Genomic DNA, 24,363 nt, shown 5'->3' with positions numbered 1-24,363 from the left:
CGGCGACGTGATGTGCGTTCCTTGTGAGGCCGTGAGCGGAAGTTGACGGGGTTGGGCGCAGGGGTCTGCTGCACCCGAAACCTGGGCTGCCGATGGTGGGTACGTCTCGCCAACCGCTGCACGAGGAGCCTGCCATGAGCCGCCGCCACTGGATCGATGACTGGCGTCCGGAGGACGCCGACTTCTGGGACGAGACCGGAGCGAAGACCGCCCGCCGCAACCTGATCTGGTCGATCTTCGCCGAGCATCTCGGCTTCTCGGTCTGGCTGATCTGGTCGGTCTCCTCGGCGTTCCTGGTGGCCCAGGGGTTCGACTTCACCCCCGGCCAGCTCTTCTTCCTGGTCGCGCTGCCGAACCTGGTCGGCTCGCTGCTCCGGGTGCCCTACACGCTCGCGGTGCCGAGGTTCGGCGGCCGCAACTGGACGATGATGTCGGCCGGTCTCCTGCTCGTGCCGACCCTCGGCTTCGCCTACGCCGTCACGCAGCCGTCCACGCCCTACTGGGTCTTCTGCCTCATCGCCGCCACCGCCGGGCTGGGCGGGGGCAACTTCGCCTCCTCGATGGCCAACATCAACTTCTTCTACCCCGCGGCCAAGAAGGGCGCCGCGCTCGGCCTCAACGCCGCCGGCGGCAACCTCGGGGTCGCACTCATCCAGCTCCTGCTGCCGGTCATCGTCGGCAGCGCGGGCATCTTCGGGCTGGTCAAAGCCTCTTCCGGCGGAGTTCACCTCGAGCGGGCCGCGTTCGTCTACGCCGCCCTCGCCGTCGTCGCGGTGCTCGCCGCCTTCTTCTTCATGGACAACATCACGTCCGCGAAGTCGTCTCCGCGCGAGCAGCTCTCGATCATGAGGTCGCGCCAGACCTGGGTCATGGCGTTGCTCTACATCGGCACCTTCGGCTCGTTCATCGGCTACTCGGCCGCGATGCCGCTGCTGATCAAGCTCAACTTCTGGGTGCCCGATCCCGCGCCGCTCGGCACCGGCATCTACTTCGCCTACTTCGCCTTCCTCGGCGCGCTGATCGGGTCTGCGACCCGGCCGCTCGGCGGCTGGCTCGCCGACCGCTGGGGCGGCGCCAAGGTCACGCTCGGTGCGTTCATCGGGATGGTCGTCTTCACCCTCGCCGTGCTGTGGACGCTGATGCAGCTCACCCCGAACCCCGATGCCTCGCCCGCGATCGCGCAGGCGAACCAGTCGTGGTTCCCGGCGTTCCTGGGCTTCTTCATGCTCGTCTTCGCCGCGACCGGCATCGGCAACGGGTCGACCTACAAGATGATCCCGGCGATCTTCCGTCGCGAGGCCGAGCTGGCCACCACCCCGGGCACCGCCGAGCGCGATGCCGAGCTGGCCGGCGCGACCAAGAAGTCGTCGGCCGCGGTCGGCATCATCGGCGCCGTCGGTGCGGTCGGCGGGTTCCTCATCCCGATCGCCTTCAACAGCCCCTGGGTCTCCAACCCCCTCGACGCCACCAAGTCGGCGTTCGTCGCGTTCACGATCTTCTACGCGATCTGCGCCCTGGTCACCTCCGTGGTCTACCTGCGCCCGCAGGCTGTGCGCGTGGGGGAGCTGGCCGACGCGCGGATCTGACGGCGCAGGCCGGTGTAACACGTCGTTCGTAGGACTTCTCGCCCGTTCAGATAGGGCGAGTAGTTCCACGAACAGCGTGTTACACCCGGCACGCCGCCATCAGGCCAACCCGATGGCAGCTTCCGCCGCAGCCAGCACCGGAGCGGTGACCTCCCGGCAGCGAGCAGCTCCCGCGGCGTACGCCTCGGTCACGTATGCCCGGTCGGCGGCGAGCTCGCGGTAGCGCTTCTGCAGCGGCTCGAGCTCGGCGACGACGGCGTCGGTGACCGCCGACTTCAGGGCGCCGTAGCCCGACAACCCGGCAGCAGAACCTCCGCAGGCCTCGAGGATGTCGATCAGGTTGGTGACCCCTGGCCGGTCCTCGTCGCGGGAGACCTCCCCGGCCGAGTCGGTGACGGCACGGGCCACCTTGCGGCGTACGACATCGGGCGGGTCGAGGAGGTAGATCGAGCCGGCGTGGTCGTCACCGGCGGACTTCGACATCTTGCGTGCCGGGTCGGCCAGGTCCATCACGCGCGCTCCGAGGCTCGGATGCACCGCCTCCGGCACCGTGAAGACCTGGCCGTACGTCGTGTTGAACCGCACCGCGACATCGCGAGCGAGCTCGACGTGCTGGCGCTGGTCGTCGCCGACGGGCACCTCGGCCGCCCCGTAGAGCAGGATGTCGGCCGCCATCAGCACCGGGTAGGTGAACAGCGAGGTGCGTACGGAGGCCCCGACCCGGCGCGACTTCTCCTTGAACTGGATCATCCGGCCCAGCTCGCCGGTGTGTGCGACGCACTCCAGCAGATAGGTCAGCGATCGATGGGCCGGCACGTGCGACTGGATGAACAGCGTGGCCGGCTCGAGCCCGGAGGCCAGCAGCAGGAGCGCCATCTCCTCCGTGCGCGCACGCAGCACCGCCGGGGTGTGCGGCACCGTCAGCGCATGCAGGTCGGAGAGCCCGTAGAAGGCGTCGGGGCCGGCCGCGTCTGCCATCGGTCGCAGCGCGCCGAGCAGGTTGCCGAGGGTGAGTCGTCCGGACGGGGTGATGAGCGAGAGTCGCCTGGTCATGGTGAACCTTTCGATGAAGGCCCACGGGTCGGCGTACGAGGTCTCGAGACATCCCGAACACAACGAAGGCCGCCCGTGGGCGGCCTGATGTGAGTGCTCAGCTATCGGGTGGGCCGCCTAGGAGGCGGGCCACCACTGGATGGCACGAATCGTGAACACGTCTCCAGTCTCGCACATCTCACGGATACCGTGTGGCCCATGACGACTGCGACGACCACCTGCCAGGGGCACGCGACGGTCGTCTACGACAGCAGCCTCACCGACTACGACTTCGGCCCCACCCACCCGATGGCGCCGATCCGCGTCGACCTGACGATGCGGCTCGCCGACGAGATCGGGGTGCTCGACCGGTTGAAGGTCGTCGAGGCGCCGATGGGCACCCCCGAGCAGCTCCTCACCGTCCACGACGAGGGCTACATCGAGGCCGTCATGAAGGCGGGCAGGAGCGGTGAGCCTGACCTCGCCCACGGCCTCGGCACCGAGGACGACCCGGTCTTCTCGCACATCCACGACGCCAGCGCCCACATCGTCGGCGCGAGCATCGAGGCCTGCCGCCAGGTCCACTCCGGCGAGAGCGTGCACAGCGCCAACATCATGGGCGGCCTCCACCACGCGATGCGCGGCCGCGCCGCCGGGTTCTGCATCTACAACGACGTCGCCGCCGGCATCTCGTGGCTCCTCGACCAGGGCGTCGAGAAGATCGCGTACGTCGACGTCGACGTGCACCACGGAGACGGCGTCGAGCGCGCGTTCTGGAACGATCCGCGAGTCCTGACGATCTCGCTCCACGAGACCGGGCAGCTGCTCTTCCCCGGCACGGGTTTCGCCGAGGAGGTCGGAGGGCCCGAAGCCGAGGGGAGCGCGGTCAACGTCGCGCTGCCCCCGGGCACCGCCGACCACGGCTGGCTGCGCGCCTTCCATGCGATCGTGCCCGGCCTGGTGCGTGAGTTCGAGCCGGAGATCCTGGTGACGCAGCAGGGCTGCGACTCGCACGTCGATGACCCGCTCGCCGACCTTGCCGTCAGCGTCGACGGCCAGCGGGCGGCGTACGTCGCGCTGCACGAGCTCGCCCACGAGGTGTGCGACGGCAAGTGGGTGGCGTTCGGTGGCGGGGGATATGCCGTGGTCGACGTCGTGCCCCGCGCGTGGACCCACCTACTTGCGCTAGTCTCGGGCCATCCCTTGGAGCCGACGCTCGACGTGCCGGGTGGCTGGCGCGACCACGTGCAGACGCGCCTGGGGAGGGTCGCTCCGTTGCGCATGACGGACGGACGCGAGCCGGCCTACCGCGACTGGGGGAGCGGATACGACCCCGGGACCTGGCTGGACCGGCAGGTGCACGCGACTCGCACAGCGGTGTTTCCGCTGCACGGGCTCGACCCGATGCCTTGAATCTTCGGCTGCCCCGAGCCCGGGCTCTGACGTGCGCAAAAGGCAACTCGACACGCCGGTAGTATGTGAGATTTCAGGAGTGTCCCCTTCCCCATCAGTCACATCAGGCTCTATTCTCACTTGGGGATCGCGTTTGTGGACCAGAGGTGGGGAAGCCGCTGGCGTCGCGATCACTCGAGAGAGAACGGTGGAAGCAGATGGTTACTCCTCCTGGAGACATCTCTGACAGCAAGTTCCTGACCGTCGCCGAGGTGGCGTCGATGATGCGCGTCTCCAAGATGACGGTCTACCGGTTGGTTCACTCGGGCGAGCTGCCTGCGGTGCGCGTCGGTCGTTCCTTCCGGGTTCGGGAGGACGACGCGAACGAATACCTCAAGAGCTCGTTCTACAACGCGGGCTAGTTGTCGGACCCCGCGCCCGACCGACCTGGGCGCGGGGGCAACACCGGTCTCATCAGGTCACCGATTCTCTCTGGGTGGCCTGACTTCGTTAGGCTGACTCCCTAGGCCTGTCCGTCGCTCGTGGCGGCGAGTGGCCGCGCCGGCACAGGGCCGGCATCCTCTGCATCGATCGTGAAGGGTTCCCCGTGGGTTCTGTCATCAAGAAGCGTCGCAAGCGCATGGCGAAGAAGAAGCACCGCAAGCTGCTCAAGAAGACTCGCGTCCAGCGCCGCAAGCTCGGCAAGTGACGCCTGCCGGCACGGTCTGAGACGACGTACGTGGCGGAGCGCAGCGGAGCTGACCGAGGCGAATCCCGGAGGACTCAGCACGGCCGGGTCCTCCTGGTCACCGGGGTCTCACGTGACCTCGGGCGCCGCTTCGCGCGCGGTGCCGCCCGCCATCCCAACGTCGAGCGGGTCATCGGCGTCGACGTAGCGCCGCCCCGCGGCGACATGGGCGGGGTCGGCTTCGTCCGTGCCGACATCCGTAACCCGGTGATCGCCAAGGTGATCGCCAAGGAGGAGGTCGACACCGTCGTCCACCTCAGCGTCATCGCGACCCCCGGATCCACCGGGGGTCGTTCGACGATGAAGGAGCTCAACGTCATGGGCACGATGCAGCTTCTCGCTGCGTGCCAGACGGCTCCTTCGCTGCGTCAGGTCGTGGTGAAGTCGACGACCCAGGTCTATGGCGCGAGCAACCGTGACCCGGCGATGTTCACCGAGGCGATGGAGCCGCGGCGTACGCCGTCTTCGGGCTATGCCCGCGACGTGGCTGACATCGAGTCCTATGTGCGCGGGTTCGCCCGGCGCCGCCCCGACGTGGCCGTCACGGTGCTGCGCTGCGCCAACCTGCTCGGACCACGGGTCAACAGCCCGATCGCGTCACACTTCCGGCGCTCGGTCGTGCCCAACGTGCTCGGCTTCGACCCGCGCCTGCAGTTCCTGCACGAGCAGGATCTCTACGCTGTGCTGGCGCACGCGGTGCGCGCCAAGGTGTCGGGCACCTTCAACATCGCCGGTGACGGCGTGCTGACCCACTCGCAGGTCGCCCGGCGGCTGCAGCGGGTGACGGTGCCGATCCCCGAGCCGCTGTTCGGCATGGCCAGGTTCGGCGGCGGCGAATATCCTGCCGAGCTGAGGGCGCTGCTGACCTACGGCCGCGGCGTCGACACGACCCGGATGCGGTCGCTGCTGGGCTTCGAACCCAGCTACACCACTGAAGACACGGTCGTAGACTTTGCGGACAGCGTGCTGCCGTCCTCCAACCGAGCCGACCGTGCGCTGGCCGCCCTCGAGAGTCGACTGACAGGAGCGCCCGGTGACTGAGTCCGCCACTCCGTTCAGCCCGACCACGTCGCGTGAGCGGCATCCGCTCCGTGCGATCCCCGCCTCCGACTGGGCAGCTGCCCTCGACAGCGCGGCCAAAGAGGTCTTCGGGGCCGAGTGGGAGCTGCAGCTCACCCGTTTCATCGCGTTCCTCCGGCGCCGCATCTCCGGGGGCTACCCCGTCGACGAGTACGGCTTCGACCGCGAGCTCACCGAGCGCTTCCTGCTGGCCGTGCTGCGCCCGATCAAGGAGAAGTGGTTCCGGGTCGAGGTGCGTGGCCTCGAGAACATCCCCGACGACGGTGGCGCGCTGATCGTCTCCAACCACTCCGGCACGATCCCGATGGACGGCCTGATGACGATGGTCTCCATCCACGACGAGATCGGGCGCAACCTGCGACCGCTCGGCGCCGATCTGGTCTTCCGGATGCCGATCGTCGGCAACATGGCCCGCAAGGCCGGCGCGACGCTCGCCTGCAGCGAGGACGCCGAGCGGATGCTGCGCAACGGCGAGCTCGTCGGCGTGTGGCCCGAGGGCTTCAAGGGCATCGGCAAGCCCTACAGCGAGCGTTACAAGCTGCAGCGTTTCGGCCGTGGTGGCTTCGTGTCCGCCGCGCTGCGCACCGGCGTGCCGATCGTGCCGCTCTCGGTCGTGGGCGCCGAGGAGATCTACCCGCTGGTCGGCAACATCCCGGCCCTGGCGAAGGTGCTCGGTCTGCCCTATCTGCCGATCACGCCGTTCTTCCCGCTCCTCGGCCCGCTGGGCCTCGTCCCGCTCCCGTCGAAGTGGCTTCTCGAGTTCGGCGAGCCGATCCGCACCGATGCGTACGACGCCGCCGAGGCCGACGACCCGATGCTGGTCTTCAACGTGACCGACCAGGTGCGCGAGACGATCCAGCAGTCGCTCTACCGTCTGCTGGGCGAGCGACCCTCAGTCTTCGGCTGAGAGACCCCGCTCGCAGCCGACCTCAGCCCGCCCAGAGTCAGAGCCCAAGGGCAGAGGCCGAGAGGTCTCAGAGGCTGGGCTTGGTCTTGGGCTTCAGGAGGCCGGTGGCGCCGGCGACCACGTCGCCGACGAGCCCGGTGACCCCGGTGACCAGGCCGGTGACAGGACCTTCCGGTGCCGGGTCGTCGGAGGGGTCGTCCGACGGGTCTTCGGAGGGGTCCGGAGTGACCGACGGGGGCAGGATGCCGCCGTCTTCGCTCGCGCCGTCGTCGGGCTCGCCCGACTTGTCGTCGTCCTTCTTGCCGTCCGGGTCGGTGACCGAGCCGGGGCCGATCTTGTCGGGATCGATCGAGGGAAGGTCGAGCGCGCTGTCGCTGCGGGCGGGCGGCGGCAGCGCCTCCGCCTCGGCGACGGTGTCGGCGGGGAGCATCCCGTCGATGTCGGAGGTGAGGCTGGAGACCAGCGTCGAGGGCAGCTCGTTGATGCCGCCCTCGCAGGTCGGGCAGAGCTGGGCCGCCGCCTGGTCGATCAGCACCAGCGTCTGAGCGGCGTCGGAGACAGCCGGCTCGGCGCGCTCGGGAGCCTTGGAGCTGAGCTCGGCGAGCTCTTCGACACCGTCGGCCGCGAAGGTGCGCAGCTGGGCGAGCGACTGGTTGTTCTGCGTACGCCCGAAGTCACTGATCAGCAGGTCGGAACCGTGGGCGGCCTGGGTCGAGAAGGCCTCCAGGGTCGAGGTGACGCGGTCGGCGTCGGTCAACGGCGCATCGGCGACCAAGGTCTTGGCCTCGCGCAGCCGGGTGCCGGCGTCTTCGAGCACCCGGACGCCGCGGGCGTGGGTGCTGACGGTGAAGCCTGCCGAGACGTTCTCGACCGCACGCTTGACCGGGTAGAGCGAGTCGCCCGGAAGAGCGGTCTGAGAAGCGGTCGCAGCCCCTGCGGTGCCACCGACGATGGCCATCGCGGCGATGGCGACGGTCAGCTTGCGCTGCCGGCGCGGCTTGCGCACGTGGTTGACGGTGAGCTTGCGCTCGAGGGTCTTCTCGGTGCGGGGAGCCGGCACCAGCTCGGTCTCGGCGGCCACCATGAGGCGCTCGCGCAGCGAGGCGGAGAAGTCGCGACCGGGGTGCGCGGAGTCGCCGACAGCGGACAGCGACGACGCGAAGACTGCCAGGTCCCGAAGGTCGTCGGTCGTCTTCGAGGTACGCCGATCGGGCGCGGCAGAGGCCGCGACCATTCGGTCGAACTCTTCCGCGCGCTTACGCGCCGGGAACGCCGGGATCATCGGAGGGTTCCTACTCGGTATCGGCAGTGAGGGATTCGTCGAAACAGCTGAACGCTAGGTGCAGCCATGTCGAACAACGAGTCGCCCCGGCCGCGGGTTACGGCAACCGGTCGAGCATTCACAGTGGTGCGGGACACATTCATCAGCGGATCCCGTCAGGCATCTGCTTGGCGAGGTTGCGGATGCCGCGCAGCTGCAGCTGCTTCACGGCTCCGTCGCTGCGCCCAAGGATAGCAGCGGTCTCCGCGATCGAGAGCCCCTGCAGGAAGCGCATGATGATGCAGTCGCGCTGCTCGTCGGGAAGCTTCGAGAGCGAGGCGAGCAGCATCTCGTTGGTGATCCCGGCCATCACGATCTTCTCGGGACCGTCCGAGGAGGAGTCGTGCTGACCCATGTCTTCGGTGGTCAGCTCGAGGCGCGTACGCCCCGCCTTGAAGTGGTCGGTGGCCAGGTTGCGGGCGATGGTCATCAGCCAGGCGCCGAAGTCCTTGCCCTGCCAGCGGAAGCCGGTCATCGACCGCAGCGCCCGGAAGAACGTCTCCGACGTCAGGTCTTCGGCGACCTGGGTGGAACGCGTGCGGTAGAAGAGGAAGCGGTAGACCGCGACGTGGTAGTGGTCGTAGAGGAGGCCGAACGCGTCCTTGTCGCCCTTGCGGGCGAGCTCGACCAGCGCGATCAACCGGGTGCGGTCGGCCTCGGACTCCTCCGAGGAGGCGGCCAGCTCGGTGTCGTCGTCGGGATCGTGCTCGGAGTCGGGCTTGATGTCGTGGGTGCCGCCGGAGCCGCGGCGATCCGGCTCGGCGAACGGACCCGAAGCGCCGGCCACACCGGCGTACGCAGGCTCGTAGCCCTCGTTCGCCAAGAGCTCGACCGCAGTCACGACGGCAGCACGCAGTGCATCAAAGCGACGTTGAACGTCGTTGGCGCGGCGCGACATGCGGGTCCCTCCCGAAGACTCCCCTGAGCCTGCCCAACCTTACGGGTTGCGGCGTGCGGATGTCAGGTCCCGAGGCCATTCCGTGTCGGCGTGTAACGGCAAATATTCCCGATCGGCGGGTGATACCCGCCCCCATATGGTCGGGCGGGGCCGGAGGTCAGCGGCGGCGACCGCGCAGGGCGATCGCCACGGCGATGGCGCCGGTTGCCGCGCCGCTCAGCGCTGCCGTCGCCACCCCGGCCCGGGCGGCCTTGCGCCCGGTGCGGTAGTCGCGCACCGGCCAGCCCTTCGTGCGCGCGTGGGCGCGCAGGCGCGCATCCGGGTTGATCGCGCACGGGTGACCCACCAGCGAGAGCATCGGAAGGTCGTTGAACGAGTCGGAGTAGGCCGCGCAGCGCGAGAGGTCGAGCCCCTCCCGGGCGGCGATGGCCTTCACCGCCTCCGCCTTGGCCGGCCCGTGGAGCATCTCGCCGACCAGCTCGCCGGTGTAGACGCCGTCGTCGGTGGCCGCCACCGTGCCGAGCGCACCGGTCAGGCCGAGCCGTCGGGCGATGACCTTCGCGGCCTCGACGGGCGCTGCCGTCACCAGCCACACCCGCTGCCCCTGGTCGATGTGGGTCTGCGCGAGGGCACGGGTGCCGGGCCAGATCCGGTGGGCCATCGCCTCGTCGAAGATCTCCTCCATCAGGCTCTCGACCTCGGTCGCGCGATGCCCGCGGATGAAGGAGAGGGCCGAGGTGCGCGCCGACTCCATGTGGGCCGGGTCCTCGACACCGGCTACCCGGAAGTAGGCCTGCTTGTAGGCGGCCGAGGCGATGTCGCGGGTGCGGAAGAACTTGCGCCGGTGCAGGCCACGGGCGAGATGGAAGATCGTCGCGCCCTGCATGATCGTGTTGTCGACGTCGAAGAAGGCAGCCGCCGTCGTGTCGCCGCTCTCCGGATAGAGCCAGGCCTCGATCTCCGCGGCCGCGGCCGATGCCTCACCGGCCAGCGCCGATCGGCGCTTGAGGTCTTTTCGCCGCAGCTCGGCGCGGCGGCGGTCGCTGGCGCTGCTCATTTCGCCAACAGTAGTGGTTCTTGCCCGGCCTCACCCGCAGGCTGCCGAGGATGCTGCCAAGATGGTCGGATGGAACCGCGTGTGACCTTCTACTCCCGCCAGGGGTGCCATCTGTGTGACGAGGCCCGGTCGGTCATCGAGAGCGTGGTCGGCGACGACTATGCGGAGGTCGACATCGACCAGGACGCCGATCTCCAGGAGCGCTTCACGAACGAGGTGCCGGTGACGTACGTCGACGGCAGGCAGCACGACTTCTGGCGGGTCTCCGAAGATCGGCTCAGGGCAGCGCTGGCGCGCCCCCCAGAATAACTGTCGGTCGACCCCATACCTCGGATCGACCCCCTCTGACAACTCCCGAGAAGCGTGTGCTAGCCGACCGTTCGCGAGTTTGTTCCCGAATGCACAAAGTCCGTATGGTGGCGGAGCCGCACGGCGATCCCGGGCTAAAAAGCCCCCGCCTGTGGCGCCGGCATTGAAAGAGCAGAGCGTGACGGCACGGAGCATGCATACGGGCGAGGGCAGCAGTGCCCATGACCCCCACCGGGACATCCCCGAGGCGACTGTCGCCCGACTCCCGGTCTACCTCCGGGCGCTGACCTCTCTCGCGGAGAGAAACATCGCCTCGTGCTCCTCCGAGGAGCTCGCGACGGCGGCCGGCGTCAACTCCGCCAAGCTGCGCAAGGACCTCTCCTACCTCGGCTCGTACGGCACCCGTGGGGTCGGCTACGACGTCGACTACCTCAGCTATCAGATCGCGCGCGAGATCGGTGTCACCCACGACTGGCCGGTCATCATCGTCGGTATCGGAAACCTGGGACAGGCGCTGGCCAACTTCTCCGGCTTCAGCAGCCGCGGGTTCCGTACGGTCGCGCTGCTCGACGCGGCCGAGCCGATGCAGGGCCGCACGGTCGCCGGCATCGCGGTCCGGCCGTTTGCCGACCTGGCCGAGATCGTCACCGCCGAGCAGGTCTCGATCGGGGTGATCTCGGTGCCCGCCGCAGCCGCCCAGGACGTCGCCGACGCGATGGTCGAGGCCGGCATCAGCAGCATCCTCAACTTCGCGCCCGCCGTGCTCAACGTGCCCGACGGTGTCGACGTACGCAAGGTCGACCTCTCCATCGAGCTCCAGATCCTCGCGTATCACGAGTCGCGCAAGGCCGCGGAGGCCGAGGAATCGGTGGATGATGGTTCTGGGGAAGGAGTTTCCGCATGAGTGTCTTGGTCGTCGGGATCTCGCACAACTCTGCTCCGGTCTCGCTGCTCGAGGCGGCCTCGGTCGACATCGACGGGCTGCAGAAGCTGCTCACTGACGTGGCTGGTTGTGAACACGTCAGCGAGGCAGCGGTCATCGCGACCTGCAACCGCCTCGAGATCTACACCGAGGTGGAGCGGTTCCACGGCTCCGTCGAGGAGCTCTCCCGCCGCATCATCGAGGGCGCCGGCCAGACGCTCGAGAAGATGCTGCCGCACCTCTACGTCCACTATGACGACGGTGCCGTCTCCCACCTGTTCAAGGTGGTCGCCGGCCTCGACTCGATGGCCGTGGGCGAGGGCCAGATCCTGGGGCAGGCGCGGTCCGCGCTCCAGCTCGGCCAGGAGATGGGCACGGTCGGTCCGGCGCTCAACAGCCTGTTCCAGCAGGCCCTGCGGGTCGGCAAGCGCTCGCGCGCGGAGACCGACATCGACCGGGCCGCCCCGTCGCTGGTGACCGCATCGCTGGGCCGCGCGGCCCGAGCCGTCGGTGACGTACGCGGCAAGCGGGTCGTCGTCGTGGGCGCCGGCGCGATGGCCGGGCTGGCCACCGCGACGGTCTCCCGGATGGAGGCCGCCGACATCGTGGTCGTCAACCGCACCGTGAAGAACGCCGAGCGGCTCGCGCTCGAATACTCCGCGCGCTCGGCCGAGCTCGTCCAGCTGGCCGACGAGGTCGCCGCGGCCGACATCGTCATCACCTGCGCGGGTGCGAGCGGCCTGCTCGTCCGGGCCGACATGGTCGGTGACCGCAGCGGCCGCCCGATCGCGCTGATCGACCTGGCGCTGCCCCACGACATCGACCCCGCGGCCGGCTCGCTGCCGGGCGTGACGCTGATCGACCTGGCCGCGCTCGCCGACGAGCTGCACGCCTCGCCGGCCGGCCGGGAGGTGCTCGCGGTGCGCGACATCGTGACCCAGGAGGTCGCGGCGTTCCTCAGCGCTCGTCGTCAGTCGGCGGTCACCCCGACGGTCGTCGCTCTCCGCACCATGGCGACGGGCGTCGTCGACGCCGAGATGGACCGTCTCGACGGCAAGCTTCCCGACCTCGACGAGGCCACCCGTGCCGAGGTCCTGCGCACCGTACGCCGGGTGGCCGACAAGCTTCTCCACGAGCCGACCGTCCGGGTCAAGGAGCTCGCCAACGAGAGCGGCGCGGTCTCCTACGCCGCCGCTCTGGCAGAGCTCTTCGCGCTCGACCCCGAGGCAGTCGCCTCGGTGACCCGCGCGGAGGTGTCGACAGCGGCCACCTCCGTCGCAAAGCCCCCCACCCATGAAGGAGGATCCGCATGAGGACCCTTCGTCTCGGCACCCGCCGTTCCCGGCTCGCCGTCACCCAGTCGACCCTCGTCGCCGACATGCTCCGCGCCCGGGGATACATCGTCGAGCTGGTCGAGATCGTCTCCGACGGCGACCGCACGCAGGCCACGAACACCCCGCTGACCAGCTCGAGCTCGACCGGCGTCTTCGTCAGTGCCCTGCGCGACGCGCTCCACGCCAAGGAGATCGACCTCGCGGTCCACTCGCTCAAGGACCTGCCGACCTATCCCGAGGAAGGCATCGATCTGGCCGCGGTGCTGCCGCGTGAGGATCCGCGCGACGTCGTCGTGGCGCGCGACGGGCTCACCCTCGGTGAGCTCCCGCCGGGCTCGCGCGTGGGCACCGGCTCGCCGCGGCGGGTCGCCCAGATCAAGGCGCTCGGCCTCGGTCTGGAGCTGGGCGGCATCCGCGGCAACATCGACACCCGCATCGGCAAGGTCCGGTCGGGCGAGTTCGACGCCATCGTCATCGCGCGGGCGGGCCTGGCCCGCATCGACCGGCTCGACGAGGCCACCGAGATCCTCGACCCGATCCAGGTGCTGCCGGCTCCCGGGCAGGGGGCCCTCGCGGTCGAGTGCCGTGACGGCGACGCCGATGCCGACGTACGCAAGATCCTGACCTCCCTCGACGACTCGTCCACCCGAGCGATCGTCGAGGCGGAGCGAGCGGTGCTCGCCACCCTGGAAGGCGGCTGTGCCGCGCCCATCGGGACCCTCGCCGACCTGGTCGAGGGCGAAGAAGGACCAGAGCTGTGGGTGCGGGCAGTAGCGCTCTCGCTCGACGGCTCGCTCTCGGTGCGCCTCTCCGCATCAGGGCCGGTCGACGACGCCGCGGGCGTCGGACGACGGCTCGGCGAGGAGATGCTTGCCGAGGGTGCTGCAGACCTGACCGACGAACCCACGGACAACGCCGAAGCGCAGCCCGAGGCGACGAGCAGTGGCCAGGCTGTCATGGACACGGGCGGTTCCCCCCAGACCGCTCCCGAGCAGGACAAGGTGCACAACTCATGACCCGAGCTAAGACCACCGAGCAGAAGGCCGAGCAGGGTTCGGCCACCCCACTGGGCTGGGTGTCCTTCGTCGGCAGCGGTCCCGGTGACCCCGAGCTGCTGACCGTACGGGCGATCGACCTGCTCGAGCAGGCCGATGTTGTCGTGACCGAGGCGCCCGAGCACGCATCGATGGTGCGCGGCGTCCTCGGCATCCCCGAGCCGGTCGAGCCGGCCGAGGGCGAAGAGGCTCCGGAGCCGGTCGGACCCGAGTTCATCGACGGCGGGTTCGGCGTCGACGGCCAGCCGCTGGCCAACGCCGCCCGTGCCAAGGCCGTCGTCAAGCAGGCCAAGCTGGGCAAGCGCGTCGTGCGGCTGATGACCGGCGACCCGTTCCTCTACGCCTCCGGCCCCGAGGAGGCGCAGTCGTGCGCCAAGGCGGGCATCGGCTTCGAGATCGTCCCCGGCGTCTCCTCGGTGAGCGCGGTCCCGGCCTACGCCGGCATCCCGCTCACCACCAAGGACCACCACGAGGTGGCGGTCGTGACCTGCAACGAGAAGATCGACTGGAGCCAGTACGCGGACAACCGCACCCTGGTGCTCCTCTCCGGTGTCGGCATGATCGGCGACATCGCCAAGGAGCTCGTCGCCGCCGGCCGTCCGGCCAAGACCCCGGTCGCGATCACCCGCGTCGGCACCACCACCGAGCAGGCAACCGTCGAGTCGACGCTGGAGAACGTCGCCGTCGACGCCCGCGCCGCCCGGATGGCGCCGCCCGCGATCGTGGTGATCGGCAAGGTCGTCAACCTGCGCGAGACGCTCTCCTGGTTCGAGACGAAGCCGCTCTTCGGCTGGCGCGTGCTGGTGCCGCGTACGAAGGAGCAGGCGCCGGCGCTGTCGCTGAAGCTGAAGGGCTTCGGCGCCGTGCCCGAGGAGGTCCCGACGATCTCCGTCGAGCCGCCGCGCAACCCGCAGCAGATGGACAAGGCCGTACGCGGTCTCGTCGAGGGCCGCTACAACTGGATCGCCTTCACCTCGATCAACGCGGTGCGCGCGGTGCGGGAGAAGTTCGACGAGTACGGCCTCGACTGCCGTGCCTTCTCCGGTCTCAAGATCGCCGCGGTCGGCGAGAAGACCGCTCAGGCGCTCGAGGCCTGGGGCCTGCGCCCCGACCTGGTGCCGCACACCGACAACCAGTCGGCGGCCGGTCTGCTCGAAGTGTGGCCGGAGTTCGACGAGGACCTCGACCCGATCAACCGGGTCTTCCTCCCGCGCGCCGACATCGCCACCGAGAACCTCATCGCGGGCCTGGTCGACCTCGGCTGGGAGTGCGACGACGTCACCGCCTACCGCACGGTCCGGGCGGCTCCGCCGCCCGCGCCGACCCGCGACGCGATCAAGACGGGCAAGTTCGACGCGGTGGTCTTCACCTCCTCGTCCACGGTCCGCAACCTGGTCGGCATCGCGGGCAAGCCGCACACCTCCACGGTGATCGCCGCGATCGGCCCGGCCACGGCGAAGACCGCCGAGGAGCACGGCCTGCGCGTCGACGTGATGTCGCCGGAGCCGTCGATCGAGGCGCTCACCGAGGCGCTCGCCGACTTCGGTGCCGCCCGTCGCGCCGCTCTGGTCGAGCAGGGTCTGCCGGTCACCAAGCCGTCCGACCGTCGCCCGGCGTCGCGCCGCCGGTCACGCACCAGCTGAGCGGCGGATGCTCACCGAGGTAGCTCGGTGAACGATCCCGACGGCCGCGTGCTCCCGAGTGTGGGAGCACGCGGCTGTTGCACTACCGTGGAACGTACCCATTCGTGATGGAGTGCAGATGAACATCGAGAAGCCCGTGATCCGTCCCCGCCGGCTGCGCCGCACGCCGACGCTGCGTCGGATGGTCGCGGAGACAGCCGTACGTCCCGCCAACCTGATCCTGCCCGCGTTCGTGCGGGAAGGCGTCGACGAGCCGGTCCCGATCTCGACCATGCCGGGCGTCGTCCAGCACAGCCGCGAGTCGCTACGCAAGGCTGCGGCCGAGGCGGCCGCGGCCGGCATCGGCGGCATCATGCTCTTCGGCGTGCCGGAGACGAAGGACGCGGTCGGCTCCGGGGCACTCGACTCGGAGGGCATCCTCAACGTCGCGATCGCCGACGTCGTCTCCGAGGTCGGCGACGCGCTCACCGTGATGAGCGACCTGTGCCTCGACGAGTTCACCGACCACGGCCACTGCGGCGTGCTCGCCGAGGATGGCTCCGTCGACAACGACGCCACCCTCGAGATCTACGCTCAGATGGCGATCGCCCATGCCGAAGCGGGAGCCCACATGGTCGGTCCGTCCGGGATGATGGACGGTCAGGTCGGCGTCATCCGCGACGCGCTCGACCACGGCGGCCACACCGACGTGTCGATCCTCGCCTACTCCGCGAAGTACGCCTCGGCCTTCTACGGACCGTTCCGGGAGGCTGTCGACTCCTCGCTCAAGGGTGACCGCCGCACCTACCAGCAGGACCCGGCCAACGCGCTGGAGGGCGTGCGCGAGGCGCTCCTTGACGTGGCCGAGGGCGCCGATATCGTGATGGTCAAGCCCGGGCTTCCGTATCTCGACGTCTTGCAGCGAGTGCGTGAGTCTGTCGATGTTCCTGTCGCGGCCTACAACATCTCAGGTGAGTTCTCGATGCTGGAGGCCGCCGCGGCGAACGGCTGGATCGACCGCGAACCGGCGATCCTGGAGACACTGACCGCCTTCAAGAGGGCGGGTGCGGACGTGATCCTGACCTATTGGGCCACCGAGGCAGCAGGCTGGCTGCGGGGCTGATCGGCGCTCCAGCGACCCGGGCAGCTCGGTGACGTGGAACATCTCCGGAGAGTAGGCTTGAAAGCGTGACCGATCGAGAGTTGGGCAACCCGAAGCGCACCGGTCGACCCCGTAACAGCGGACGAGATTCGGCCAACCCGCGAGAAGAGATCCTCAAGGAGGCCTCGCGGCTCTTCACCGCCCAAGGTGTCGCTGCCACGACGATCAGTCAGATCGCCGAGAGCGTCGGGCTGCGCCAGTCCTCGATGTACTACTACTACAAGTCCAAGGAAGAGATCCTCTCGACCTTGATGGAGAAGAACCGCGAGTCGCTCACGCTCGCGGAGAAGCTCATGGAGGAGGACGGCCCGGTCGCTCCGCGCCTCTACGCCTTCCTCTACACCGACGTGCGCCAGCTGTGCACGGCTCCGCTCGACTTCTACGAGCTGGAGGTGGCCGCCCAGGGGCAGCCCCAGGTCTTCGAGGGGTTCGACGACGACTGCGACAAGCTCCGTGCCGTATCTGCCAGGCTCGTCGAGCTGGGTGTCGACAGCGGTGAGCTGCGCGAGACCGACCCGGTCGACACCGCGCTGATGCTGCTCTCGCTCAACGAGGGTGCCCAGCACCGGCTCTGGCACGGTCGCCGCGAAGACGAGGCCGCGCCGACGAACTCGCACGCGCTGGCCCGGTCGGTCGCCGACTACCACCTCAGCTCGCTGCTGGCCGACGCCTCCACCCTCGCCGCGGTGCGTGATGCCGGCCGTGCCTTCGTCACCGAGTACGAGGACGACCAGCCCGCTGCCTGAGGCGGCCAGCGCCGACGTACGTCCCACGACGAAGGGCCCCGCCACGATGGCGGGGCCCTTCGTGCGTGACCGTCAGTTCTTCAGACCGAGGGTCAGGATGTTGTTGATCACGCCGACGAGTCCTCCGAGCACGCCACCGACGGCGCCGAGCGCCTCAGGGACGGTCTTGGTGGCCAGCTGGTTGACGCAGGTCTGGATCGGGCCGCTGAGAACCCCGAGCATGCCGGGGTACTTCTTGGCGAATGCGTCGGTGCAGATCTTGAGCAGCTCGTCGGTGCTGGCGGCGATCTTCTCGACAGGCTTGGTCACCGGCTCGAGCGGCTTCGCCGGGTCGGTGGTGCCGTCGTCTCCGCCGTTGTCGCCGCCTCCGCCGGGGCTGCCAGCGTCGCCGCCGCCGGGCTTGGAATCGGCAGGAGCGTCGCCGGGCGAGGAGGGAGCATGGGAGGCGCCGCCGCGCGGGCCGGCCTGCTTGCCGCCTGCCCGGAGCTCACGGCCCTTCTGCTTCTCGGTGCCGGGAGCGTCCATCTTCGGGATCGCGTAGTCGGCCGGGACCGTGCTGTTCGGGATCGAGGTGAAGTCGCCCGAGCGGTAGGCCTCGGCGACGCCGAGCACTGTCGAGACGTACGCCTGGCTGTGGTTGTAGCGGAAGACAGCCTTCCGTGCGCCCTGGTCGGTGGAGAGGTTGTCGGGGCCGGAGCAGAGGTAGACGGCCGTCGCGAGAGCGGAGTCGTTGATGTCCTGCGGGTTGCGCTTGCCGTCGCCGTCGGCGTCGACGCCGACCATCGCCCAGGTGGACGGGATGAACTGCATGGGGCCGACCGCGCGGTCGTAGTCGGTGTCGCCGTCGTACTGCCCACCGTCGGTGTCGGTGATCTGGGCGACGTTGCCCTTGCCGTTGAGCGGCAGGCCGAAGATGCCGGGGGTCGAGATGCCCTCGGCGGAGAGTCGGTTGTCGTTCGCGCGCCCGTGGTTGGACTCGACCCGCCCGATCGCGGCGATCAGGGGCCAGTCGATCTTGCAGGTGGCGTCTGCTGCGTTGATGACGGTGGCCGCGCGCTGATAAGCCGAGAGGGCGGCCGACGGGATGCCGGCGGCGTTGGCCGAGCCGGCGATCGACTTGCCGTCGTCGCCCTTGTTGGTCGAGGCCGACACGCTCGCCGGCGCCTCGATCGCCTCGGCCGGCACCGAGGTGCCGTCAGGCAGGCTGAAGGCGTCGTTGTAGGTGGTCCCTGATGCGGTGGCACTCGACTGCGTCAGACCGGTGACGTTGACCGTCCAGGCCGCGCTGAGCAGCGCGAGCGGAACGAGCGCGGTCGCCTTCTGAAGGCGGCTGTAGCGCGAAGCGGACATCCAATCTCCCTTTCAATCCCCGGACAGCGGTGCTCCGAGTCTTGCTCCCCAAAATCGCAATGTTCTGAACGAACATTCTCACGCCAAAGTTACGCAAGTCACGTTTTACCGGAACATTGCGTTCCAGTAACCGAGACGCTCATGAGACGCGAGATGTTGCAGCTCATGACGGAGAACCACGCAAAGTCGTACGCACGGGTAACCGATCCGGGCGGGCGGGCCGACTTTCCGTCGAAGCATTGACGGAGAAAATGCACCCTGGCTGAATCTGCGGGGAGCCACCGTCCGCCGGCACCGACCACGCCACATCTGGCCGGTCGGAGCGTCGGTGCCGACATGACAACTCACGGACTCGGAGCTGATCCCATGCCACGACACCGCCTCGTTGTCAGCGCGGTCGCTATCGCCGGTCTCGTCGCCGTGACGTTCGCGGTCGTCGCTCTCACCACCGGGGGCGGCGACCGGAGCAGCGACCGGGGTGGCGAGCGTGCCGACGTCGAACCGCTACCGGCGCTGGGCGTGCTCGGCGCCAACTACAACGAGAACCTCGACCAGCTCGACTTCCGCGAGCTGCGTCAGGCGCGTGCGAGCTGGGTGCGTGGCTTCTACCCACTGCCCGAGGCCGACCGCGTGCCGCCGAGCGAGAGCGAGACGATCACGGCGGTTCACGAGGCCCACGACCGAGGGCTCCGCACCGTGCTGAGCCTGAAGTTTCCGAAGTCCGACAGCTCCTTCCCGAGCCCTGGGAGCAAGGAGATGGCCGCCGAGCTCGCGCGGCTGGACCGCGTGCTGCCCACGGTGCTCGGGACCGTCGATGTCGTCACCATCGGCAACGAACCCTTCATCGAGAGCAGACGGAACGAGCGCGACCAACGGCTCAACAGGTTCTACGAGGCGATCGCGCGTCACGTCATCGAGGCCCGCGCCGAGCTGTGCGGCGGCGCGGGTTGCTCGACCCACCTGTTCATGGGGGCTCTCAACCGACTGGATCTGGCGGCGAACCGCACCCCGGCCGTCGAGCGCTACCTCGCGTTCGTGCGCAAGACCCCCGAGATCGAGGGGGTCGACCTGCATCCGCACGTCCCCGACGAGGCTCGGATCCAGGACTTTCTCGACTACACCCTGCCGCGGCTCCGCCCCGAACAGACCTTCCTCGTCACCGAGTTCTCGCTGGTCTCCTACTGGAAGCGGCACATGACCGACCGGATCCCGGCGGCGTTCGCCCGGCGCTACGCCTACGCCCCCGACACGGAGGTGTGGCAGGTCATCGGCGACGCGATCGAGCATCCCTTCCGGTCGCGCAAGTGGAACGAGCTCCTCGCGCAGAGCCCGTGGTTCGAGTCCAAGAAGCATCTGTTGAGGGACGAGATGGCGCGGTTCCGAGGCACGGGACGACTCGCCGTGGCGACGTACGGTTTCCCTCAGATCTCCTCGATGACCGCCAACTGGAGCGCGACGAAGACCCCGTGGCTGCTCAACAGCGTGTTCGCCTCGCTGACCGTCCAGCCCCACGGGAGGACGTCGACCCCGGGGTACGCCTGGATCGATGACTTCCGCCGGCTTCAGTGATCGGGCCTCGACGGCACGGGAGGGAAGGCTGCAGTCCTACCCCAGCACAGAGCTACCCAGCACAGTCCTACCCCAGCACCTCGGTCGCTCGGACGAGGCACAGGCAGAAGACGGCCGCAGCGAGCACGATCACGGCGAGGGACATCAGCGCACAGGGGAGACCAGCATCCTGCACCCGGCCGTTCCCGCCGGTGTCACGGTGAGCGGCGCCATAGCGGCGCCGGCTCGCCAGGTAGCAGCCGACGGAGGCGGAGAGCGCAAGGGCTCCGGCGACCACGCCGGCCGTGGCGAACCGTTCGACCGTGTAGTGGAGCAGCAGTGCACCGCCGGCCGCGATCGAGAGGCTCGTCCGCTGCCAGGCGAGCAGGGTGCGTTCGGCCTGCACACCGGGAGTCGGTCGCATCAGCCCCGCCCCGGACCGCCGAGGAGCGCGCCGGTGAGCAGCAGCACGAGGGCCACGACGAGCAGCGCGGCGAGACCGCCGCCGATGCCCAGGCCCGGCAGCGGTGACCCGATCCGCAGCGCCCGCTGGGCGGCGGCCCACGAGAACCACGCCCAGGCGGCGGCCCCCAGCGCCGCGAGCGTGAAGATGGCTGCCGCGGCCAGCTGCAGCCCTGCGTGCAGCGGCAGGTCGAGCGCGAGCAGGGCGACCCCTGCTGCCAGGAGCGCCAGTGACGTCCGGATCCAGGCGAGGAAGGTCCGCTCGTTGGCGAGGGTGAACCGAGGGTCCGGCTCGGTGCCGTGCCCGTAGACCTTCGCCGGGAACCGCGTCCTCATCGCCAGGTGTCCGGGACGTCCGGCGTCGCCGCGACGGTGCGGAAGCCGGTGTTGCCCATCGACGAGTCGGGTGTGTTCGAGGAGCGGGCGGCGTTGCGGTATCGGTTGCAGTACGAGTCGTGGCAGAGGTAGGAGCCGCCCCGGAGCACCCGCGTCGTGCCCTGGGCGGGGCCGGTCGGGTTCTCGCTCGGCGCGACCCGGTAGTAGGCCGGGTCGAACCAGTCGGCGCACCACTCCCAGACGTTCCCGACGGTCTGCCAGAGCCCGTAGGAGTTGGGCGCGAAGGACCGCACCGGCGCGGTGGTCGTCCAGCCGTCCTCGGCGGTGTTGCTCACCGGGAAGTCGCCCTGCCAGATGTTGGCCCGCCACTCGGTGCCTGCCTTCACCTCGTCGCCCCAGGGGAATCGAGCGCCGGTCGCGCCACCCCGCGAGGCGAGCTCCCATTCGGCCTCCGTGGGCAGTCGCCGCCCGCTCCACCGGCAGTAGGCGAGCGCGTCGTTCCAGCTCACGTGCACCACGGGATGGTCCTCCAGCCCGGTCAGGTCGCTGAGCGGCCCTCCCGGGTGTCGCCAGGTCGCTCCGCGCACCCCGAGCCACCACGGGGTGCCGGGAGCCGCACCCAGCACGTCCGAGTCCTGTGCCTCGAGCGCCAGATGGAACACCGCGGAGAAGTCGTACGACTCCGCCTCGGTCACGTAGCCCGTCGCGTCGACGAACTCGGCGAAGGCGGCGTTCGTCACCGTGGTGGCGTCGATGACGAACGGGTCGACGTGGACCTCGTGTACGGGGAGCTCTCCGTCGGCCGGGCTCCCGTCGCCCAGGTTGTCGCCCATGAGGAAGCGACCGCCCGGGATCGGGCGCTGCTCCATGCGGTGAGCCGTGAGGTCGGTCTCCGGCGCGGCTGTGCGAGGTTGCCGGGGCCCGTCGTGCTCCAGGCTCGGCGAGCAGCACGACGCGACCTGATCGGTTCGCTCGACCGCGCCGGTGCTGCCCTCACTCACGCCTCGCTCCTTGATAGGTGGCTTCGTCCAGGCCGCTCAGCGTGGGGTCGTACGCGACGTCGCCGACGTCGTACATGGACGTCATCCAGTGGTAGAAGTTGTCCCCGCGCTCGCGAAGCACGGCGTAGAGACGCCGGATCATCTGCGTGCGGACCTCCTTCATCTCGGGCAGTTCGTAGCGGTTCAGCAGCTCGTCGGGGTCGGACTCCAGGTCGTAGAGCTCGTTGACCGAGTCGGGGTTCACCACCAGCTTATAGCGCTTCGTGCGCAGCATCCGCTGGGGATAGGGGAAGTGGTGACCGTGGAACTCGCAGACGATGTAGTCGTCCCACTCGGCCTCCTCGCCGCCGACCAGGGGCAGCAGGCTGCGTGAGTCGACCGCCTGCTTCGGGTCGATGTCGGCGAGCTCGAGGATCGTCGCGGTGCAGTCGAGCAGGCTCACGAACTCGTCTCGCACGACGCCGGCCGGCTGCCCCGGCACCCGCAGCAGACCCGGTGTCCGGTAGATGTCCTCATACATCGCCGGCCCCTTGTCGTGCAGTCGGTGAGAGCCGGTGAACTCGCCGTGGTCGCAGGTGAAGAAGACCGCCGTGTCGTCGACCAGCCCGAGCCGCTCCATCGCCTCCATGACCCGGCCGATCTGCTGGTCGATGAGCGCGACGTAGCCCCAGTAGACCGCGATGAGCTTGCGCGTCGTCTCTATCGGCATGGTGTCGAACGTCCAGTGGGCGCTGTAGTTCTTCTGCACCGGGGGCTTTCCCCAGAACGTCTCCGCGACCGACCGGGGCAGCTCGACGTCGGCCGGGTCGAACAGGTCGAAGAACTCGTCCGGCAGGATGTACGGCAGGTGAGGCCCGAAGAAGTGCAGGGCCAGGAAGAACGGCTTACCAGGGTCGTGCGTCTCGGCGGCGTACGTCTCCAACGTCTCGATCGCCCGGGTGGCGAGGTAGTGCTCGAACGTCGCCTCCACCGGCTGGTGCAGCCGGGCCGCGAGCAGGTTGCCGGGGCCGCCGCTGGGCAGCGTGCCCCGGATCCGGTCGGAGATCTCGTACGCCGGCAGGTCGTGCTCCGCCAGATAGGCCAGGTAGTCCGGGTTGTCGACGGGGTTGTGCCAGCCGGGCAGGTCCGGCCCGTCGAAGCCGAAGTCGCCGGCGGTCTTCTCGGTGCCGACGTGCCACTTCCCGATGAGCCCGCAGTTGTAGCCCTTCTCGCGCAGCGCCGTCGAGAAGGTGAACATGCCCTCGGGGATGTCCTCGATGTAGCCGACGTTGCGCTCGTGGTTGGCGAGCACCTTGTGCCGGAACGGCGCCTGTCCGGTGAGCAGGCTGGCCCGCGCCGGCGTGCAGATCGCGGTCGGCGTGTACCACCGGTCGAAGCGTGCGCCGGTCCTCGCCAGCTCGTCGAGGACCGGCGTCGCCGCCAGCTCGTTGCCGTACGCGCCGAGGGTGTCCGCGCGGTGCTGGTCGGTCATCAGGAAGAGGATGTTCCTCGGGCTCGTCACTTGGCGGCCCCCGTAAACAGGTCGCCCGTGTAGTAGCTGTCCGGGGCGACCGGAGACTCGAGCTGGCCGGCGTCGACGAAGTAGTCGGTCATGGCGGTGAGCCACTTGTCGATGGTGCCGTCCTTGGTCATCTCGTCGACCTGCTCGACGGAGAGCACCTCGACGTTCGCGGCGTCGGCCTCGACCTGCTCGACCGGCACGCCGAGCATGTCGGCGGTCAGCTTGATCGACTCGTCCATGTGGGCGGTTCGGTACTCCATCGCCTCACGCAGCACGGCGATCGTCTTCTCCGTCTTCTCGGTGTCGTCGGAGACGACCTTGTTGCCCGCGACGAACGCGGTCGGGAAGCTCATCTGGGACTCGAAGTCGGAGTTCTTGCCGAGCTCGACGACGTCGGGCACCTCGGCCTTGATGGTCTCGATCGCCGGGTACCAGAAACCTGCCGCGTCGATCTTCTTGGACGCGAACGCGGACACGACCGTCGAGGGGTCCATGTTGACCACTTTCACGTCCTTCTTGGTCATGCCGGCCTTCTCGAGCGCGAGCTCGAGGATCATGTCGCCCGAGGTGCCCTCGGGCACGGCGACGGTCTTTCCTCTGAGCTGCTCGATGGATGTGATCCCGGGCTGGGCGATGACGCGGTCGGCGTTGCCGAGCGTGTTGATCGCGACGACCTTGGCCTGCCCCGACGCCGGCATCCAGAACGCACCCGGGCCGATGTAACCGAAGTCGAGGTCGCCGGTGCCCAGCGCCTGGATCTGCAGCGGTCCGTTGGTGAACACCTTGGCGTCGACCTCGAGGTCGTGCTTCTCCCAGAGGCCCTGATCCTCTGCGATGGCGAGCAGGCTGGTGCCGTTGTAGTCACCGATGTAGCCGAAGCTGACCTTCTCGGTGTCGGAGCCGCCGCCGCAGGCGGAGAGCACCATGGCGGCGATGCCGAGGGCGGCAGCGGCTGTGATTCTGCGGGTGAGTGACATGGGGGTGGGTCCTTACG

24 protein-coding genes are annotated in these 24,363 nt (G+C 69.1%); 14 read left to right on the top strand and 10 right to left on the bottom strand.

What is annotated here, in order from left to right; translation table 11 throughout:
- Nucleotides 1-134 precede the first annotated feature (134 nt).
- Nucleotides 135-1,586, top strand: coding sequence for an MFS transporter (locus tag FB381_RS22880; RefSeq protein WP_141782370.1), 1,452 nt, complete (start codon nt 135-137; stop codon nt 1,584-1,586).
- Nucleotides 1,587-1,685: 99 nt separating this feature from the next.
- On the opposite strand, the gene trpS is transcribed toward FB381_RS22880, so the two are convergent.
- Complete coding sequence (trpS, locus tag FB381_RS22875) at nt 1,686-2,639, bottom strand: tryptophan--tRNA ligase (protein WP_141782369.1); 954 nt, start codon at nt 2,637-2,639, stop codon at nt 1,686-1,688.
- A gap of 198 nt (nt 2,640-2,837) precedes the next feature.
- On the opposite strand from trpS, the gene FB381_RS22870 reads away from it, so the two are divergent.
- The 5 genes from FB381_RS22870 (at nt 2,838) to FB381_RS22850 (ending at nt 6,745) form a co-directional block, all read left to right on the top strand.
- Nucleotides 2,838-4,031, top strand: coding sequence for an acetoin utilization protein AcuC (locus FB381_RS22870; RefSeq protein ID WP_141782368.1), 1,194 nt, complete (start codon nt 2,838-2,840; stop codon nt 4,029-4,031).
- A gap of 197 nt (nt 4,032-4,228) precedes the next feature.
- Nucleotides 4,229-4,432, top strand: coding sequence for a helix-turn-helix domain-containing protein (locus FB381_RS22865; protein WP_141782367.1), 204 nt, complete (start codon nt 4,229-4,231; stop codon nt 4,430-4,432).
- Between the two features lie 185 nt (nt 4,433-4,617).
- Nucleotides 4,618-4,719, top strand: coding sequence for a 30S ribosomal protein bS22 (locus tag FB381_RS22860; RefSeq protein ID WP_008356322.1), 102 nt, complete (start codon nt 4,618-4,620; stop codon nt 4,717-4,719).
- Between the two features lie 30 nt (nt 4,720-4,749).
- Entirely contained in the window at nt 4,750-5,799 is a 1,050-nt protein-coding gene (locus tag FB381_RS22855; protein WP_141782366.1) for an NAD-dependent epimerase/dehydratase family protein, read from the top strand.
- Complete coding sequence (locus FB381_RS22850) at nt 5,792-6,745, top strand: lysophospholipid acyltransferase family protein (RefSeq protein ID WP_141782365.1); 954 nt, start codon at nt 5,792-5,794, stop codon at nt 6,743-6,745. Before FB381_RS22855 ends, FB381_RS22850 begins: the two co-directional genes overlap by 8 nt.
- Nucleotides 6,746-6,812: 67 nt before the next feature.
- On the opposite strand, the gene FB381_RS22845 is transcribed toward FB381_RS22850, so the two are convergent.
- The 3 genes from FB381_RS22845 to FB381_RS22835 form a co-directional block, all read right to left on the bottom strand.
- On the bottom strand, nt 6,813-8,027 hold the full coding sequence (locus tag FB381_RS22845) for a DUF5667 domain-containing protein (RefSeq protein WP_141782364.1): 1,215 nt from the start codon (nt 8,025-8,027) through the stop codon (nt 6,813-6,815).
- 142 nt (nt 8,028-8,169) lie between these two features.
- Nucleotides 8,170-8,907, bottom strand: a complete 738-nt coding sequence (locus FB381_RS22840) for a sigma-70 family RNA polymerase sigma factor (RefSeq protein WP_246088276.1) — start codon at nt 8,905-8,907, stop codon at nt 8,170-8,172.
- 214 nt (nt 8,908-9,121) lie between these two features.
- Nucleotides 9,122-10,021 carry an HAD family hydrolase gene (locus FB381_RS22835; protein ID WP_141782362.1) on the bottom strand — a complete coding sequence of 300 codons (900 nt, stop codon included), beginning with the start codon at nt 10,019-10,021 and terminating at the stop codon, nt 9,122-9,124.
- Between the two features lie 69 nt (nt 10,022-10,090).
- Between FB381_RS22835 and FB381_RS22830 the strand changes: the two genes are divergently transcribed.
- The 7 genes from FB381_RS22830 (at nt 10,091) to FB381_RS22800 (ending at nt 17,171) form a co-directional block, all read left to right on the top strand.
- The gene (locus FB381_RS22830) at nt 10,091-10,330 is read left to right on the top strand and encodes a glutaredoxin family protein (RefSeq protein ID WP_141782361.1); all 240 of its coding nucleotides are present in this window, start codon (nt 10,091-10,093) and stop codon (nt 10,328-10,330) included.
- 193 nt (nt 10,331-10,523) lie between these two features.
- Nucleotides 10,524-11,234: a redox-sensing transcriptional repressor Rex gene (locus FB381_RS22825; protein WP_141782945.1), complete on the top strand. Its 711-nt coding sequence runs from the start codon at nt 10,524-10,526 to the stop codon at nt 11,232-11,234.
- The gene (locus tag FB381_RS22820) at nt 11,231-12,565 is read left to right on the top strand and encodes a glutamyl-tRNA reductase (protein WP_141782360.1); all 1,335 of its coding nucleotides are present in this window, start codon (nt 11,231-11,233) and stop codon (nt 12,563-12,565) included. The genes FB381_RS22825 and FB381_RS22820 overlap by 4 nt, the downstream gene beginning before the upstream one ends.
- On the top strand, nt 12,562-13,602 hold the full coding sequence (gene hemC, locus FB381_RS22815; protein WP_141782359.1) for a hydroxymethylbilane synthase: 1,041 nt from the start codon (nt 12,562-12,564) through the stop codon (nt 13,600-13,602). Before FB381_RS22820 ends, hemC begins: the two co-directional genes overlap by 4 nt.
- Nucleotides 13,599-15,284, top strand: coding sequence for a bifunctional uroporphyrinogen-III C-methyltransferase/uroporphyrinogen-III synthase (locus FB381_RS22810; RefSeq protein ID WP_141782358.1), 1,686 nt, complete (start codon nt 13,599-13,601; stop codon nt 15,282-15,284). The genes hemC and FB381_RS22810 overlap by 4 nt, the downstream gene beginning before the upstream one ends.
- Nucleotides 15,285-15,402: 118 nt before the next feature.
- Nucleotides 15,403-16,386, top strand: coding sequence for a porphobilinogen synthase (gene hemB, locus FB381_RS22805; RefSeq protein ID WP_141782357.1), 984 nt, complete (start codon nt 15,403-15,405; stop codon nt 16,384-16,386).
- Between the two features lie 65 nt (nt 16,387-16,451).
- The gene (locus tag FB381_RS22800) at nt 16,452-17,171 is read left to right on the top strand and encodes a TetR/AcrR family transcriptional regulator (protein ID WP_141782356.1); all 720 of its coding nucleotides are present in this window, start codon (nt 16,452-16,454) and stop codon (nt 17,169-17,171) included.
- 72 nt (nt 17,172-17,243) lie between these two features.
- Here FB381_RS22800 and FB381_RS22795 read toward each other — a convergent pair whose 3' ends face one another.
- Nucleotides 17,244-18,521, bottom strand: coding sequence for a lytic transglycosylase domain-containing protein (locus FB381_RS22795; protein WP_141782355.1), 1,278 nt, complete (start codon nt 18,519-18,521; stop codon nt 17,244-17,246).
- A gap of 366 nt (nt 18,522-18,887) precedes the next feature.
- Here FB381_RS22795 and FB381_RS22790 point away from each other — a divergent pair, with 366 nt between their 5' ends.
- Nucleotides 18,888-20,090 (top strand): hypothetical protein, encoded by a 1,203-nt coding sequence (locus FB381_RS22790; RefSeq protein WP_211352515.1) that lies wholly within the window; start codon nt 18,888-18,890, stop codon nt 20,088-20,090.
- A gap of 67 nt (nt 20,091-20,157) precedes the next feature.
- On the opposite strand, the gene FB381_RS22785 is transcribed toward FB381_RS22790, so the two are convergent.
- The 5 genes from FB381_RS22785 to FB381_RS22765 all read right to left on the bottom strand — a co-directional run bounded on the left by FB381_RS22785 (nt 20,158) and on the right by FB381_RS22765 (nt 24,346).
- A complete protein-coding gene (locus FB381_RS22785; RefSeq protein ID WP_141782354.1) occupies nt 20,158-20,493 on the bottom strand; it encodes a DUF202 domain-containing protein in 336 nt (111 codons plus the stop codon).
- Complete coding sequence (locus FB381_RS22780; RefSeq protein ID WP_141782353.1) at nt 20,493-20,867, bottom strand: YidH family protein; 375 nt, start codon at nt 20,865-20,867, stop codon at nt 20,493-20,495. The genes FB381_RS22785 and FB381_RS22780 overlap by 1 nt, the downstream gene beginning before the upstream one ends.
- The gene (locus tag FB381_RS22775) at nt 20,864-21,736 is read right to left on the bottom strand and encodes a formylglycine-generating enzyme family protein (RefSeq protein ID WP_141782943.1); all 873 of its coding nucleotides are present in this window, start codon (nt 21,734-21,736) and stop codon (nt 20,864-20,866) included. Before FB381_RS22775 ends, FB381_RS22780 begins: the two co-directional genes overlap by 4 nt.
- A 124-nt stretch (nt 21,737-21,860) precedes the next feature.
- A complete protein-coding gene (locus FB381_RS22770; RefSeq protein ID WP_281285068.1) occupies nt 21,861-23,369 on the bottom strand; it encodes a sulfatase family protein in 1,509 nt (502 codons plus the stop codon).
- The gene (locus tag FB381_RS22765; protein WP_141782351.1) at nt 23,366-24,346 is read right to left on the bottom strand and encodes an aliphatic sulfonate ABC transporter substrate-binding protein; all 981 of its coding nucleotides are present in this window, start codon (nt 24,344-24,346) and stop codon (nt 23,366-23,368) included. Before FB381_RS22765 ends, FB381_RS22770 begins: the two co-directional genes overlap by 4 nt.
- Nucleotides 24,347-24,363 lie beyond the last annotated feature (17 nt).

Origin of the sequence: Nocardioides albertanoniae (assembly GCF_006716315.1) — a bacterium.
Taxonomy (GTDB): Bacteria; Actinomycetota; Actinomycetes; order Propionibacteriales; family Nocardioidaceae; genus Nocardioides; species Nocardioides albertanoniae.
The sequence above is the reverse complement of the archived record's forward strand: the minus strand, read 5'-3'. Positions and strand labels throughout refer to the sequence as shown.

Bases quoted from the DNA above. Each gene is read 5' to 3' on its own strand.
- FB381_RS22870 (WP_141782368.1), top strand. From the start codon at position 2,838: ATGACGACTGCGACGACCACCTGCCAGGGGCACGCGACGGTCGTCTAC.
- FB381_RS22790 (WP_211352515.1), top strand. From the start codon at position 18,888: ATGCCACGACACCGCCTCGTTGTCAGCGCGGTCGCTATCGCCGGTCTC.
- FB381_RS22835 (WP_141782362.1), bottom strand. From the start codon at position 10,021: ATGAGCAGCGCCAGCGACCGCCGCCGCGCCGAGCTGCGGCGAAAAGAC.
- FB381_RS22810 (WP_141782358.1), top strand. From the start codon at position 13,599: ATGACCCGAGCTAAGACCACCGAGCAGAAGGCCGAGCAGGGTTCGGCC.
- FB381_RS22765 (WP_141782351.1), bottom strand. From the start codon at position 24,346: ATGTCACTCACCCGCAGAATCACAGCCGCTGCCGCCCTCGGCATCGCC.
- FB381_RS22785 (WP_141782354.1), bottom strand. From the start codon at position 20,493: ATGCGACCGACTCCCGGTGTGCAGGCCGAACGCACCCTGCTCGCCTGG.
- trpS (WP_141782369.1), bottom strand. From the start codon at position 2,639: ATGACCAGGCGACTCTCGCTCATCACCCCGTCCGGACGACTCACCCTC.
- FB381_RS22795 (WP_141782355.1), bottom strand. From the start codon at position 18,521: ATGTCCGCTTCGCGCTACAGCCGCCTTCAGAAGGCGACCGCGCTCGTT.
- FB381_RS22820 (WP_141782360.1), top strand. From the start codon at position 11,231: ATGAGTGTCTTGGTCGTCGGGATCTCGCACAACTCTGCTCCGGTCTCG.
- FB381_RS22880 (WP_141782370.1), top strand. From the start codon at position 135: ATGAGCCGCCGCCACTGGATCGATGACTGGCGTCCGGAGGACGCCGAC.
- FB381_RS22865 (WP_141782367.1), top strand. From the start codon at position 4,229: ATGGTTACTCCTCCTGGAGACATCTCTGACAGCAAGTTCCTGACCGTC.
- FB381_RS22830 (WP_141782361.1), top strand. From the start codon at position 10,091: ATGGAACCGCGTGTGACCTTCTACTCCCGCCAGGGGTGCCATCTGTGT.
- FB381_RS22825 (WP_141782945.1), top strand. From the start codon at position 10,524: ATGCATACGGGCGAGGGCAGCAGTGCCCATGACCCCCACCGGGACATC.
- FB381_RS22780 (WP_141782353.1), bottom strand. From the start codon at position 20,867: ATGAGGACGCGGTTCCCGGCGAAGGTCTACGGGCACGGCACCGAGCCG.
- hemB (WP_141782357.1), top strand. From the start codon at position 15,403: ATGAACATCGAGAAGCCCGTGATCCGTCCCCGCCGGCTGCGCCGCACG.
- hemC (WP_141782359.1), top strand. From the start codon at position 12,562: ATGAGGACCCTTCGTCTCGGCACCCGCCGTTCCCGGCTCGCCGTCACC.
- FB381_RS22775 (WP_141782943.1), bottom strand. From the start codon at position 21,736: ATGGAGCAGCGCCCGATCCCGGGCGGTCGCTTCCTCATGGGCGACAAC.
- FB381_RS22845 (WP_141782364.1), bottom strand. From the start codon at position 8,027: ATGATCCCGGCGTTCCCGGCGCGTAAGCGCGCGGAAGAGTTCGACCGA.